Here is a 13,745-nt window from a genome sequence, read left to right as displayed (position 1 = left end):
CTATTTCTATGAGTGGGCGATCTGTCAAGGTAAATGAGACCCTCTTAACCCGTGCCTTAAACTGTGGTGCGCTGGTTTTCAACTCCATCCTTAAACACGGGGTCTCCCGTAGTGCTGGTCCGAACCAGTGTTAGGGTCACGGCACTTGCGGTGAAGCTGGAGGCCGGAATGGCACATCATGAGCTGAAGGAGGAATTTATAGCCTGGGTGGGCGGAGATTCCTTCACCTGTCTGGGGGCGCGTGCCGCGTTGCGGCAGAACACTCTCGTCCTACAGGTGTACGAGGGTTTGGATGCGGCGGAATGTACCGCGCGACTTCATCGGGACCTGACTGCCTTCGTCGAAAAGGAACTGACCGAGGGGCATGAGTTCGCCTCGTTCGTGGCGCTCTTCCTCGGGCCCCGGGTGAGCAGTGAGGAAGAGTTCGAGCAGCTGCTCTGGCAGCAGTTGGGCCGCCTGCACCGCTTCGATGCGAAAACCCATTCGTGGAGTCCGGGTTACTCAAGTGATCCGGAGTCGGGGGAATTCGCCTTCAGTGTGGCCGGGCACCCCTTCTTCGTCGCCGGATTCAACCCGGAAGCCTCGCGAATCTCCCGTCGGTACCCGTACCCCGTCCTGGTGTTCAACTCGCACGAGCAGTTCGCCCGGCTCAAGGCGCAGGGGACGTACTACGGGCTGCAGCGCAGGATTCGCGAACGCGAGGTGCGGCTGCAGGGAAGCATCAATCCCATGCTCTCCGACCACGGAGAGTCCTCAGAGGCCCGTCAGTACGCGGGGCGCGCCGTGCCGGAGGACTGGACGTGTCCTTTCTCCGCCGAGGGCGCGACGAGCGGGTGAGGACGGAGAGGGCGGAGAGGACGGGCGCGCCGACGATCCCCGGTGTTCTCGGGCGCCCGGACCGGTCGTGGCACGGGCACCGGGCGGTCGAACCGAACGCGGTCCGGGCCGGGTGGAGGGCAGTGCCGTCATTGCCGTCCGCCCGGCCGTCCGGATCCCGTGCTCGTCCGGTGACCGGCACGGGCGCGGGGTCAGCCGACGCTTTCGATCAGTCCCGCTTCATAGGCGATGATGGCCGCTTGTACGCGGTTGCCGACACCGAGCCTGGTGAGGATGGAACTGACATGGGTTTTGACTGTGCCTTCGACGAGGCGCAGCCGACGGGCGATCTGAGCGTTCGACAGTCCCTCCCCGAGCAGCGTCAGCACCTCGCGTTCACGGTTGCTGAGCCGGCCGACCCGCTCCCGTGCGGCGGAGCCACGCGTCATCCGCGCCGTGCTCAGGCCGCGGATCACCCGGTGTGCGGCCTCCGGGGAGAGATATGCGGCTCCGTCGGCGACGGCGTGCACTCCCGCGATGAGATCGCGCGGATCCCCCGACTTCAGCAGGAATCCACTCGCGCCTTCACTGAGGGCGCGGGAGATGTAGTCGTCGTTGCTGAACGTCGTGAAGATGATCACGGCCGTGCCGGCGTCGGACTTCAGGATCGCGGAAGCTGCGTCGAGTCCGTCGAGTTGCGGCATCTGCACATCGAGGAGCGCCACGTCCGGCTGGTGACGGCGTACCAGTTCCACAGCTTCTCTGCCGGTGGACGCCTCGGCCACCACCTCGATCTCCGGATCGGTCGACAGGATCGCGCGTGCCCCCGCCCGCATCATGGTCTCGTCGTCGGCGATCAGAACCCGAATCACACGTTCCCCATCTCTTCCCCCACCGGGGCTCTCGCCGCACCGGCGTTCCGTCAGGACCTGACATGAAAGACTTCCTGAAGCCGTCGGGACCTGTTCGCGGAACCAGCCGAACCCGCATCCTTGTCGAGGGGACCAGCCGACGCAAGATCGTCCGGAGTACCGCCCTGTGGGTGGTGCTCGCCGTACCCGCGTTTCTCGACTCACCCGGCGATGCGGACTCGCCCCTGTGGTGGCGGCTGTCAGGAGTGCTGTTACTCCTGGCCATCGTACTTTTACGGGATACGCGGCTGCCGCTGTCCTGGTGTGCCAGCGCGGTTCTGAGCCTGATCAGCCCCTGGTTCTCGCCCGGCGTGTTCGTCATGAGCTACCTGGCAGGCCGGCGCGGCGATGTACGGGAGCGACCGGTCGAAGTGGCGGTGTCGGTGAGCGTGGTCCTCACGGCGCTCGGGATCATCGGCCTCACGGCAGGCCATCTGACCACCTGGTTGAACAGCACACCGCTGCTGGTGGGCGCTGTGACCGCCTGGCTGGCGGGCCGTCACCGCCATCAGCGCCGCGAACTGGAGCTGGCCGGATGGCAGCGGGCCCGGCACCTGGAACGGGAGTACCAGCTCGCCGCCGACCGGGCCCGGATCAGGGAGCGGGCCCGGATCGCCCAGGACATGCACGATCAGCTCGGCCACGACCTCACCCTCATCGCCATGCAGGCGGCCGCCCTTCAAGTCGCCCCCCGGCTCGACGAGGCAGCCCGGTCGTCGGCGGGAGAGCTGCGCCGCAGCACGGCCCAGGCGGTCGGACGCCTCAGTGACATCATCGGTGTGTTGCGCGTGGACACCGCGAGCGAGCCCACGGCGCCGCGCGAGGACCTCATGACGACCGTGGACCGTGCGCGTACGGCCGGGATGCTGGTCGACCTGAGACGGATCGGTCTCGACCACACGGCGCCGACAGTGGTGGAAGAGGCCGTGCAGCGGGTGGTCCAGGAGTCGCTGACCAACGCGGCGAAGCACGCACCCGGGGCGGAGGTCCTGATCCGGATCGACCGTCTGACGGACCACACCGTTGTCACAGTCAGCAACAACGTCTCCGACGGACCGTCCCACGGGGCGACCGGTAACGGCATGGGTCTGGTCGGGCTCTCCGAGCGGGTCAGGGTGCTCGGTGGTGTGCTCTCGGCGGGGCACCGCGACGACGGCGGCTTCGAGGTCAAGGCGCGGTTGCCGCACTCGGGTGTCCGGTACGGGTCCGGTGACGACCAGCAACCGGCCCAGCTCGGGGCTCCGCTGACCGTCACGGCGCAGCGAGACGCGGAGCAGCGGGTACGCCGCAGCCTGGCGATAGTGCTGGCGGTCCCGGCGGTAGCCGCGGCCGTGGTGTGCGTGATGGCGGTGGTGTACTTCTCCAACGCCTTCGACAACGCCACGCTCAATGCCGCTACTTACAGGAAATTGACGGCGGGGCAGCGCTGGGAGGACCTGCAGACGATTCTTCCGGCGCGGCAGGCGGATGTGGACGCCGACCCGCTGCCGATACCCACGGATGCTGTATGCAAGTACTACCGTGCCGAAGGCGGTGGGCTTTTTGCCATGGAGGCCGAGGTATACCGGTTGTGCTTTGTCCAGGGGGCGCTCGCCTCCAAGGACAAACTGGGCCGGAATCGGTGATGAAGGAGCGGTGAGGGCTGCCCGTTCGTCGGGCTTCCACGACCTGCCTTGAGCCGATCACGCCACTGAACGGAATACACACGGACAGACACGTGGATACCCATCGACAGGAAGAGAAGGTCATGCGCCGTTTCATACGCTCCACCGCGATTGCCGGAGTGCTGGGAACTGTCGGCCTGTTCGGCGTGCCGACAGCCTCCGCCGCCGCGCAGAACGCGTCCTCGGCCCCCGTCTGCGTCACCGACAGCCGGACGCAGACGTTCGGCAAGGGCGAGATCAGCATCTGCATCGAGAACGGGCAGGCACAGGTCACCGGTTGGGTCGAGGATCTGCTACCGGGCAGTGGTTGGGTGTCGCCGGACGGCGCCTGCGTGCTCTGGTGGATCACATGGAAGACCGCGTCCGGGGAGGAACTACGAGGGACGCCCATGGCCTGCCCTCACTTCGGCGGCACCGCGTACAAACAGTTCGCCTACAACCCCGCCGACGGGACCGCAGGCAGCCCCGTGACCGGTATCACCGGTGTCGCGAAGGTGCAGCTCGGCACGGCCAGGCTCTGACCGGCCCCCGAAGAGGCATCGGGCCGAGAACGGCAACCTCCGTGGTGCAGGGGCATCCTGGGTCGGGCCCTGCCCGCGCGGGGGTGAGTGACGTGCTCTGCCGGGGCGGCGTCCGGTAGTCGATGCCGGACGGACGGGGCGCCGGAGATGCGGGCCGTCCCGTAGCGGTGAAGCCGCTACGGGACGGCCGGCGCCGGAGATCGCCCGACGGGAACTGTGCTCGGGACCGCCGCTTCCGCTACCTCGTGCGGAGGTCCCGAGCGCGCTCGGCGTGGGGTGCTAGATCTCCCGGAGCTTGAAACTCTGGTTGGAGTCGCCGCTGCAGCTGTACTGGACGATGAACGCACCAGCCGCTTCGTCGGCGTTCTGGACGTCGAAGCACCTGAGGTCAATGGTGTGGATCGTGGTCAGATCGGTGCCTGACGGGAAGGTGAGGAAGGTCTGACTGAACCTGGGGAGCGGTCCGCACGGATACTGGATGATCTTTGTGTTGTTGCCCCGCTGTGCGGCCTCCAGGTCGAGACAGAGGTTCGCGGCGGTGCGGATCTCCACTCCACCGGCGACGGTGTTCACCCAGAATCGCTGGGTGCGGGAGCTGCTGTTGCAGTCGGCCTGTACGACGGGGGCACCACTGTCCTGGGTGCGCACGTCGAGGCATTTGGCGGCGAAGGTCTCGATGGTGACCTGGGTTCCCGGCGGATAGGCCGGAGCGGCGGCTTCCGGTGCGGCCAGGGCTGCCTGACCGGTGATGACTCCCAGGGCGGCGGCTAAGCCGGCCAGGGCGGCGAGCGCCTTGTGACGTGTACGCATGGCAACACCTCGGTTCTTCCGTTCTTCGGGACAGCATTTCGTGGCGGGCCTGTCCCATGGGCAGGAGGAGGCTTGCCGGTCGCGGCGGCGGGAAACGGCCCCGGCCGTCCAGTCAGCCTTTCGGGTAGCGGCGTTACGGATGCTGACGTGGCCGCCGGACGACGGCCGCACGGTTCGGGTACGAGCCGGGGGCTGCTGCCCCGTCGCAAGCCGACCGGGTGGCCGGATGGGCCTTCCGGGCCATGGCGGGCGGGCTTCCCTGCGGCGGAAATCGAGGTGCCGGTACCGGGCAGGCACCTCTACCCTCGCTGCCATGCGCCATGAATCCGCCCTGCTGAACGTCATCGACGTGGAGGCCACTTGCTGGGACGGGCAGCCGCCGCCCGGTTCGGTGAACGAGATCATCGAGATCGGTCTCACCGTCGTGGACCTGTCGGCAGGGCGCCGTGTGTCCCGGCATCGCATCCTCGTCCGCCCTGCCCGGTCCAAGGTGAGCGGCTTCTGCACCGAACTGACCGGCCTGACGCAAGCCGAGGTGGACCGGGGCGTCTCCTTCGCCGAGGCCTGCCGGATCCTCGTCGAGGAGTACGGGGCAGCGGAGCGCCCCTGGGCGAGCTGGGGCGAGTACGACCGTCGGCAGTTCGCGCGGCAGAGTCAGGCCGACAGGGTGGCCTACCCGTTCGGCTATCCGGCCGAGCGCACCCACACCAACGCCAAGGCCGTCTTCGCCGAGGCCTACGGACTCGGCAGGAAACCCGGCATGGACCAAGCGCTGCGGATAGCCGGGCTGCCGCTGGAAGGACGCCATCACCGAGGCGAGGACGACGCGTGGAACATCGCCGCACTCGTCCTGGACCTCTGGGGCCGTGGGGCATGGCCGGTCAGGGACACAGCCGCCTGACCTCGCGATGCGGCGCCACCGGTCGCCGGCCCGCACCCCGCGCGGACATGCGGGCCGGGACCGGTCGCGCAGTGGTGCTCGTCAGGCGTACGGCAGAAGTCCCCGGTCGATCCGTTCCCACGCGGCCCTCAGCTCCGTCAGCAGCTCGGGCCGTACGGAGGCCTTGTCGGCCTGCTCGCGGACATCCTCCGACAGACGGTAGAGGCGGTCCCTGCCGTCCTTCCCCCGGTAGTACTTCCAGTCGCCCCGCCGCAGTGCCCGCTCGCCGCGGACCCGCCAGAACAGATCCCGCGGGGGCACCTCGGCACCGTGCAGCAGATAGCCCTTGAGGCTGACGCCGTCCAGGGGGTACGCCGGATGGGGCCGGGCCCCGCCCACATCCAGAAGGGTCGCCGTCCAGTCGGGGGAGTACACCGGAACCCCGCTGACCTGGCCTCCTTCGATACGTGCGGGCCAGCGCAGTATCGAGGGCACCCGGATACCGCCGTCCAGGAGCGACCCCTTGTTGCCGCTGAGCGGCCAGTTGTACGAGAAGCGTTCGCCGCCGTTGTCACTGGCGAAGAACACCAGGGTGTCCTCCTCCTGCCCGGACCGTTTCAGGGCCGCGAGCACCCTGCCGACCGAGCGGTCGAGATCCTCGACGAGCTGCCGGTACTTCGCCAGCGAACCCCCGTCCTGGTGCCACAGCGCCCGCCGGTCGCCCGCCTTGATCCGGCGGACGATCTCGGCACTGGCCTCCTCGTCGCCGTCGGCGATCCACGGCCAGTGCGGGGTGGTGTAGTTGAGATTGAGGAGCCACGGGGTGCGGCCGTGGTCCCGGCCGACGTACTCGACCGCCCGCTCGGTGAGGATGCGGGTGTAGTAGCGCAGGTCACGGTATTCGGCATCGCCCTCGTAGAGGTCGTACTCGCCGCCGGAGCCGAGTTTGGAGTAGTACTCCAGCGCCCCGCCGAAGTTGCCGAAGAACTCGTCCCAGCCCGACCGGGTGGGGCTGTAGTCGGGCAGATAGCCGCAGTGCCACTTGCCGATCAGCGCGGTCCGGTATCCGGCGTCGCCCAGCAGCGAGGCCAGGGTGGGATGGGTGGGTTCGAGCCCCGCCGACCGGTCCGCGATCGGTTCGGCGAGCCCGCCCTTCGTACGGCCCGGATAGCGGCCGGTGTAGAGGCTGAACCGGGTGGGCGAGCAGGTCGCGGAGCCGCTGTACGCGTCGGTGAACCGCACGCCCTGCCGGGCGAGCCGGTCCAGGTGCGGCGTACGGATCTCCGGGGCTCCGTAGGAGGACAGATCCGCCCAGCCCAGGTCGTCGCCCAGGATGAACAGGACGTTGGGGCGGCGGGCGCCCCGGCCGCGCGCGGGGGCGGCGCGGAACGGACGCTCGGCGGGCGGGGGACCGGCACTCTCGGCCGCGGCGTCCGCGGCGGACAGACCGAGGGCCGCCACGGCCCCGGCGGCGGTACCGCCGAAGGCGCGCCGGGACGGAGAAGGGTCGAAAGACGTCACAGGGTGCTCCAGGGCAGGAGTGAAGGGCTCCGCGCGCTGCGCGACACAGCGCACGCGGAGCCGGAGAACCGGGCTTGCCGGGAGAGTTGCGATCCGGGACGTGCCGGATCAACCGGAAGGCCGCCGAAGCCTCAGGGCACGGCGGGCTGCGTCAGACGCGACGACAGATGGCGCTCGCGACACGGACCAGATCGACGTGGCGGCGCTCCACAAGACGGACCCGCAGGTCACCCAGTGGCTGCATGTTCGCAGACCCTTCCCGATGCCCCTCCTCCTGTCAACGCCCCGCCCACTACTCGAAACCCGGAGACACGCACCGGCCCGGTCCGTCCGTACCCGAACCGGCTTCCTTTCGGCGGGCGGAGGCAGCGGGCCACCCGGTGCCGGGACCGGACGGACGACGCCGCGGCCGCCCCGAGGCGTCCTGGACGGGCCCCCCGCACTTCGGGACAATGGCCCTCATACGCCCGCCACCGGGGTCGGACCGCGGCACCCCGGTGCTCCCAACGGCCACCCGCACCGTCACGACCTGTCGCGTCGTCGAACCGACGGTGTCGCCTCGGTGGTGGACCCCTGCCGGCCACCGAGGACGGCAGCCCCCGGCCCCACCACCGTACGCAGCCCGGGGCATCGCCTTCACTCCGCGGCCCTCGGGCCGTTCACCCGGCGCGGTACGGCGGCCGGGCCCTGCACCGGACCACACCCCCCTTCGCGCTCGGGAGACCCCCATGACCGACGACCTGCCCGTGCACCACACCGCCCCGTCGTCACCGGACGCCGGCCGACTCCCCGACGAGCCGACCGGGGTCGCGGACGGCGCGACCGCCGACGGGAACATCCACGTCGGCTACTGGGACAGCGCCGCGGACGGCCGCACCCTCGACCAGGCCACCGACCGGCTCACCGACCTCGTGGCCGGGCGGCTGGACGCCGCACCCGGCCGGCGCCTGCTGGACGTCGGCTGCGGAACCGGCCGGCCCGCCCTGCGCATCGCCCGCGCCACCGGCGCCCGGGTGTCGGGAATCTCCGTCAGCCACGAGGACATCGACCTCGCCCGCACCCGCGCGGACGCCACCGGGCTCGCCGACCTGGTGGACTTCCGGTACGCGGACGCCTGCGCACTGCCCTTCGAAACGGCGTCCTTCGACGGTGCCTGGGCCGTCGAATCCATGATGCACATCCCCGACCGGGTCACCGCACTGTCCGAGATCGCCCGCATCCTGCGGCCCGGCAGCCCGCTGGTCATCACCGATGTGCTGCTCCGGGCGCCGGTGACGGGCGATGCCGCGGACCTGGTGCGCAGGACGTGCCGGGCGTTCCAGTCCCCCTCCCTGCCCGAACCGGCGGAGCTGCGCTCCGCCCTCGACCGCGCCGGTCTGGAGGTGGTGGAGTTCAACGACATCGGAGAGCACGTCCGGCGGACCTACCAGGCGTTCGCCGACGCCTTCGGCGATATCGCCCCCGCCGCCGACGAACGCCATCACGAATTCTTCACCTTCACCCGCTCCCTTCCCCGATTCGGCGCCCTCCCGCAGATCGGTTACGTCTTCCTGGTCGCCCGCCGTCCCTGAACGAGGACCCGGCGGAACTCTCCGCACCCCCCTCGGGCCCCGCCGATCCGGCCGCCGTCATCGACCGAGACAGGGCCGGTGATGGCAGGAAAGAGACGGTTTGACGAAAGCGCGCTGAGGAGACCCCCCGTCCGCGGCGCGGGAAACCCGAGACGCCGGCCGCGTCCCCCGTCGGCGCGGACGGCCCGACTGCCTGCGCCGCTGCCCGAACGCTGCACCCAGCCGGAGTAACGTCAGGAAAATATGAAAGAAACTCCGGTTCGGGGAGAAGTCGAGACGTCCTGATCCTTGCGCGAACCGGTGTTCACCCATGGCGGCGCATAGTATTCCGGGCGGAAACGCGGGTACCGTAAATATGCGAGCCGGAGAAAAATCCGGCCGCCCCGATGTTTCCGTTTGGGATGTACAGCTATGCCTGTATTTCATCCTGAGTGCGGTGCATCGGGTTCTGTGTGCAGATGAAATGCGCAGATGAAATGAGGGAAGAATGGGCCGCATGCGTCGACCGGGCGCGGTGAACCGCTGACATGGCCGGGACGGAGAGACCCAGGCTGGTGGTGGGCGCGCTGATCCGCGATCCGTACGACCGGATCTTCGTCCAGCGCCGCTCGGCCGGCCGGCGCCTCTTCCCCGAGTGCTGGGACGTCGTCGGCGGGGCCGTGGAGGCGGGGGAGTCCCTGCTGGAGGCACTCCGCCGGGAGATAGCGGAGGAGACCGGGTGGCGGCTGCGCCATGTCCTCGCCCGGGTGGCGCACGAGGAGTGGACGGCGGACGGAGTACGGCATATCGAGTCGGACTACGTCGTCGAGGTGGACGGGGATCTCTCGGCGCCCGAACTCGAACGGGACAAGCACACCGAGTTCGCCTGGATAGCCGCAGCAGACGTCTCACTGCTCGACGAGAACACGCGGCGCAGCGGGAGCACCTTCATCAAGGACACCGTGACCGCGGCCCACGCCTGGCTCGCCGATGCCTCCGGGAAGAGGCACAGCGCTCTCTGAACCGCCTGCGGCCAAGGGCCGGCCGGGACCGCTCCACACCACCTCCCGGCCGCCCCTGCTCCATCCTCGAACGATGTTCTCTGAGGGGCTATTCCGGATGCCCGGTGACAGGTTGAAGAACAGTCGTCCCCGACCGCGCGTACTGATGGTCGGATTTGCCGGACATCAAGGGAAGGAGTATCTCCCGGTCATCCGGGAAAACGCGGATGTCGTCGGCGGAGTCGACCCCGACCCGGCGGCCCCGGCACTCGCCACCGCATGGGGATTCCCCTATTTTCGTACCCTCGGGGAAGGCATCGAAAAAGCCGAATTCGACGCCGCAGTGGTCACCGTGCCGCACAGTGAACACTTCCCTGTCTGTACGAAACTCCTGGCGCACGGCATACATGTCATCAAGGAGAAGCCGTTCGCCGTCACGGAACAGGAAGCCCGGCAGCTGATACACCTGGCGCAACGCGCCGACCGCAGCGTCTTCACCCTGCTGCAACGGAACTTCGACCCCGTGTTCCGGTTCGCCCGGGAGAATCTCGCCAGGATCGGGGAGCCCTACTGGTTCTCCTACGACTACCACTTCAACCTGGCCCGCCCGACCGCGGGCTGGCGCGCCTCCAGAGAACACGCCATGGGCGGTGTGCTCCTCGACATGGGCTACCACCTCCTGGACGTGCTGACCGGCATGTTCCCCGAACCCGCCCGGGTGCACTCCGCCTTCGTGCACCACTACCAGGAGATGCGGGACCGCCGGCTGGAGGATCTCGTCAGCCTCATGTGCAGCTACCCCGCAACGGGACTGGTGGGCTCACTGCGCATCTCGCGCCACAACTACGAGAAGACCGAACACCTCTGCGTACTCGGTACGGAGGGAGCGCTGAACGTCGCCCCCGGTACCGCGATCCTCCACTCCGTGGGAGGGCCGCCGCTGGAGCGCCGCACCAGGGAAGGCCCCAAGACCGACACCGTACGTTCCATGATCACCCACCTTCTGGGGCAGCTGGACGACCGCTCCTACCGCCAGGACCACTTCCGGCGCCAACTCGCCGTCGTCCGCACCATCGACCGGATCTACCGGGACCGGTCGCGCGAGCGGAACGAGTTCGCCGACCGCTGCGCCTGACCCCACCGCCCGGCCGCCCCGAACCCACCCGCGAACACAGGAAGGACCCATGGCGACCGCCGAACGACTCGCCCTCCTCGGAGGCGCACCCGCCGTCGAACAGCCGCTGCCGCACGAGATCTGGCCGCCCCCCGCCGGCGAGGCGGAACTGACGGAACTCGCCGGACAGCGGAACACCGATATCTCCATCAAGGGCAACAGCGGCCCCATCGGCCGGCTGGAGACCGACTTCCTCGCCTTCCTGGACGGCGGAGCCCGCTACGCGGTCACCTTCAACTCCGGTACCAGCGCCCTCCTCGCCGCCTACTTCGCCCTCGGCGTCCGCGACGGTGTGGACGTCGTGGGACCGGCACTCACCTACCACGCCGCGCTCAGCCCCGTCTTCGCGCTCCGCGGCGATGTGGTCCTGGCCGATATCGACCCCGACACCCGGGGACTGGACCCCAAAGCCCTGCAAGCCGCGCTCACCGAACGCACCAAGGTCATCACCGTCGTCCACCAGTGGGGCCACCCCTGCGATATGGACGCGATCTCGCGGATCGCCGACCGGCACGGACTGCGCGTTCTGGAGGACTGCTCCCACGCCCACGGCAGCCGCTACAAGGGCAAGCCCGTCGGCACCTTCGGCGACGCCGCGGTCTTCTCCCTCCAGGCCAACAAGGCCGTCTACGCGGGGGAGGGCGGCATCCTCGTCACCAGCGACCCCCAGGTGCACGACCGCGTCACACTCCTCGGGCACTACCGGGACCGCTCCCGGGACGCCGTACTCGACGAGGACCTGCGCGCACACTGGGTCACCGGCTTCGGCCTCAAACTCCGGATGTCTCCGTTCAACGCCATCGTCGCCCGGCACGCCCTCGCGGCGTTCCCGGCCCGCAAGGAGGCCCGGCACCGCTGTCTGCGCCACCTCGGCGACCAACTCGGCGACGTGACCTATCTGGAACCGGTGCAGGTGGCGGACCATGTCGACATGGGCGCCTGGTACGGATACAAGCCGCTCTACCGGCCCGAAGCACTGGGCGGCGTCCCCCGCTCCGTCCTCATCGAGGCGCTGCGCGCCGAAGGCATGGAGGTGGGCGCCCCCTCCGGCCCCCGGCTGTCGACCCTGCCCCTCTACGCCCGCCCGGAGAACCCCCTCTTCCCCGGAGTGCCGAAGCGGGGCAGCGCACCGGAGTCCGGTTCCCACGCCGCGTACGTCGAACAGCACGCGCTGTCGCTGCCGACCTTCACCGACTGGCCGAAGGACAGGGCGCTCATCGACCAGTACGCCGAGGCCTTCCGCAAGATCGGCCGCCACCGCGAGGCGCTCGTACGGTACGCGGCCGGCCCGTCCCGATGACCGACACCACCGAAAGAGGCAGCGACCATGACCTTCAAGGAGTCCCCCGAGGCCGTGGCCCAAGTCCTGCAGCACGCCCTCCAGGGTGACGATCTGCCGGACTCCTTCACCCTGCTCGGCCGGGAGTGGGACCTGCACCGGGGGGTCTTCCCCGGCACTCTGAGCGCCGCGACGGAGGTGATGGCCTCCGCCGTCCCCTATCCGAAGGGCGGCTCGTTCCTGGAGGTCGGCTGCGGGACGGGCGTCATCTCCGTGACCGCCGCGCTCCACGGCTGTGCGTCCGTCACCGCGCTGGACATCAACGACAAGGCCGTGGCCAACACGGTCGCCAACGCCGAACGGCACGGAGTCGCCGACCGGGTACGCGTTCTCCACAGCGATATGTACACGGCGCTCGGCCCCGGCGACCGCTTCGACACCATCTTCTGGAATGTGCCCTGGACCTATGTGGAGGACGGCTTCTCACTGACCACCGATCTGCACACCGCCGTCTTCGACCCGGGCTACCAGGGCCAGGCCCGGTACATCGCCGGAGCCCCCGAGCATCTGGCCGACGGCGGCAGGCTCCTGCTGGGCACGGCCGACCTCGGGGACCGGGAACGGCTCGACGCCCTCGCCGACGGAGCCGGAGCGCGATGGGAACTGCTGCACCGGGTACGCCGGATCGAAGAGGTACGCGTCATGGAGTACCACATCCTCGAACTGCACCCGAAGTGACGAGCCCGCCATGCCACCCCGTCTCCAGCCCGATCCCCGTCCCGATCTCGAACTGGCCCTGCACCTGGCCGATATCGCCGACAGCATCACCACCCGCCGCTTCCAAGCCCGTGACCTGCGGATCCAGGAGAAGCCCGACCGTACGCCGGTGACCGACGCGGACACCGCCGTCGAAGCGGCCGTACGCGAGGCACTGAGGTCCGCCCGTCCGCACGACGCCTTCGCCGGAGAGGAGACCGGCGGGGCCGTCACCGCCGGGCGCACCTGGCTGGTCGACCCCATCGACGGCACCAAGAACTTCCTGCGCGGGATCCCGGTCTGGGCTGCGCTCATCGCCCTGCTGGAGGACGGCCGGCCCACCGTCGGGGTGATCAGCGCCCCCGCCCTGCACAGCCGCTGGTGGGCGGCGTCCGGATACGGCGCCCGGCTGCGGCGCGGGCCCACCGGCAGTGCCCCGCTGCCCCTGCGGGTCTCCGGCGCCACCCGCCTCGACCACGCCTATCTGTCCACCACCAGCACCCGTACCTGGGACGTCTTCCACTCGTCCGCCGCGTATCTGCGGCTGGCCGCGGCATGCTGGGAGGACCGTGCCTTCGGGGACTTCCTCCAGCACTGCATGGTGGCCGAGGGAACCCTCGACATCGCGGCCGAACCGGTCGTGAACCCCTGGGACATCGCCGCCGTCCAGATCCTCGTGGAGGAAGCCGGCGGAGTCTGCACCGATCTCCTGGGCGCCCCGCCCCGCAGCGGCACCGGCGCCCTGTCCGCCAACCCGCGGTTGCACCGGCTCGCCCTGGAAGCCCTCTCGACCCGGACCGGTGCCACCGCCGGCCCCGGCGGAGCGGCCCCCGACGACCCGGTCTGAGCCCGATGCCCGGAC

The 13,745-nt window shown here is 69.4% G+C and carries 14 protein-coding genes; 10 read left to right on the top strand and 4 right to left on the bottom strand.

Translation table 11 applies throughout. The annotated features are described in order from the left end of the window. Nucleotides 1-150: 150 nt before the first annotated feature. Nucleotides 151-837, top strand: a complete 687-nt coding sequence (gene gntA, locus ACIQ9E_RS08585) for a guanitoxin biosynthesis heme-dependent pre-guanitoxin N-hydroxylase GntA (RefSeq protein ID WP_403703991.1) — start codon at nucleotides 151-153, stop codon at nucleotides 835-837. 191 nt (nucleotides 838-1,028) lie between these two features. Here the strand turns inward: gntA and ACIQ9E_RS08580 are convergent, their stop codons facing one another. Further along, nucleotides 1,029-1,688, bottom strand: a complete 660-nt coding sequence (locus tag ACIQ9E_RS08580) for a response regulator (protein ID WP_403703988.1) — start codon at nucleotides 1,686-1,688, stop codon at nucleotides 1,029-1,031. A 62-nt stretch (nucleotides 1,689-1,750) separates the two neighbouring features. On the opposite strand from ACIQ9E_RS08580, the gene ACIQ9E_RS08575 reads away from it, so the two are divergent. Beyond that, entirely contained in the window at nucleotides 1,751-3,352 is a 1,602-nt protein-coding gene (locus tag ACIQ9E_RS08575; RefSeq protein ID WP_403703985.1) for a sensor histidine kinase, read from the top strand. 122 nt (nucleotides 3,353-3,474) lie between these two features. Then, the gene (locus tag ACIQ9E_RS08570; RefSeq protein ID WP_403703982.1) at nucleotides 3,475-3,912 is read left to right on the top strand and encodes a hypothetical protein; all 438 of its coding nucleotides are present in this window, start codon (nucleotides 3,475-3,477) and stop codon (nucleotides 3,910-3,912) included. A 279-nt stretch (nucleotides 3,913-4,191) separates the two neighbouring features. Here the strand turns inward: ACIQ9E_RS08570 and ACIQ9E_RS08565 are convergent, their stop codons facing one another. Continuing rightward, on the bottom strand, nucleotides 4,192-4,722 hold the full coding sequence (locus tag ACIQ9E_RS08565; RefSeq protein WP_403703979.1) for an RICIN domain-containing protein: 531 nt from the start codon (nucleotides 4,720-4,722) through the stop codon (nucleotides 4,192-4,194). Nucleotides 4,723-5,035: 313 nt separating this feature from the next. Here ACIQ9E_RS08565 and ACIQ9E_RS08560 point away from each other — a divergent pair, with 313 nt between their 5' ends. Beyond that, on the top strand, nucleotides 5,036-5,623 hold the full coding sequence (locus tag ACIQ9E_RS08560) for an exonuclease domain-containing protein (RefSeq protein ID WP_403703976.1): 588 nt from the start codon (nucleotides 5,036-5,038) through the stop codon (nucleotides 5,621-5,623). A gap of 81 nt (nucleotides 5,624-5,704) precedes the next feature. Here ACIQ9E_RS08560 and ACIQ9E_RS08555 read toward each other — a convergent pair whose 3' ends face one another. Next, entirely contained in the window at nucleotides 5,705-7,123 is a 1,419-nt protein-coding gene (locus ACIQ9E_RS08555; protein WP_403703973.1) for a sulfatase-like hydrolase/transferase, read from the bottom strand. Nucleotides 7,124-7,274: 151 nt separating this feature from the next. Then, complete coding sequence (locus tag ACIQ9E_RS08550; protein WP_332903363.1) at nucleotides 7,275-7,367, bottom strand: putative leader peptide; 93 nt, start codon at nucleotides 7,365-7,367, stop codon at nucleotides 7,275-7,277. Between the two features lie 484 nt (nucleotides 7,368-7,851). Between ACIQ9E_RS08550 and ACIQ9E_RS08545 the strand changes: the two genes are divergently transcribed. The 6 genes from ACIQ9E_RS08545 to hisN all read left to right on the top strand — a co-directional run bounded on the left by ACIQ9E_RS08545 (nucleotide 7,852) and on the right by hisN (nucleotide 13,730). Beyond that, complete coding sequence (locus tag ACIQ9E_RS08545; RefSeq protein WP_403703969.1) at nucleotides 7,852-8,694, top strand: SAM-dependent methyltransferase; 843 nt, start codon at nucleotides 7,852-7,854, stop codon at nucleotides 8,692-8,694. Between the two features lie 527 nt (nucleotides 8,695-9,221). Further along, nucleotides 9,222-9,695, top strand: a complete 474-nt coding sequence (locus ACIQ9E_RS08540; protein ID WP_403703967.1) for an NUDIX hydrolase — start codon at nucleotides 9,222-9,224, stop codon at nucleotides 9,693-9,695. Between the two features lie 145 nt (nucleotides 9,696-9,840). After that, the gene (locus tag ACIQ9E_RS08535; RefSeq protein ID WP_403703964.1) at nucleotides 9,841-10,809 is read left to right on the top strand and encodes a Gfo/Idh/MocA family protein; all 969 of its coding nucleotides are present in this window, start codon (nucleotides 9,841-9,843) and stop codon (nucleotides 10,807-10,809) included. Between the two features lie 49 nt (nucleotides 10,810-10,858). After that, nucleotides 10,859-12,148 carry a DegT/DnrJ/EryC1/StrS family aminotransferase gene (locus tag ACIQ9E_RS08530; protein WP_403703961.1) on the top strand — a complete coding sequence of 430 codons (1,290 nt, stop codon included), beginning with the start codon at nucleotides 10,859-10,861 and terminating at the stop codon, nucleotides 12,146-12,148. Between the two features lie 27 nt (nucleotides 12,149-12,175). Next, nucleotides 12,176-12,865 (top strand): methyltransferase, encoded by a 690-nt coding sequence (locus ACIQ9E_RS08525; RefSeq protein ID WP_403703958.1) that lies wholly within the window; start codon nucleotides 12,176-12,178, stop codon nucleotides 12,863-12,865. Nucleotides 12,866-12,875: 10 nt separating this feature from the next. Beyond that, nucleotides 12,876-13,730: a histidinol-phosphatase gene (hisN, locus tag ACIQ9E_RS08520; protein ID WP_403703956.1), complete on the top strand. Its 855-nt coding sequence runs from the start codon at nucleotides 12,876-12,878 to the stop codon at nucleotides 13,728-13,730. The last annotated feature ends 15 nt before the right edge of the window (nucleotides 13,731-13,745 follow it).

This window comes from Streptomyces sp. NPDC094448, assembly GCF_044763775.1.
Lineage (GTDB): Bacteria > Actinomycetota > Actinomycetes > Streptomycetales > Streptomycetaceae > Streptomyces.
This window is presented reverse-complemented; position numbering and strand designations above follow the sequence as displayed.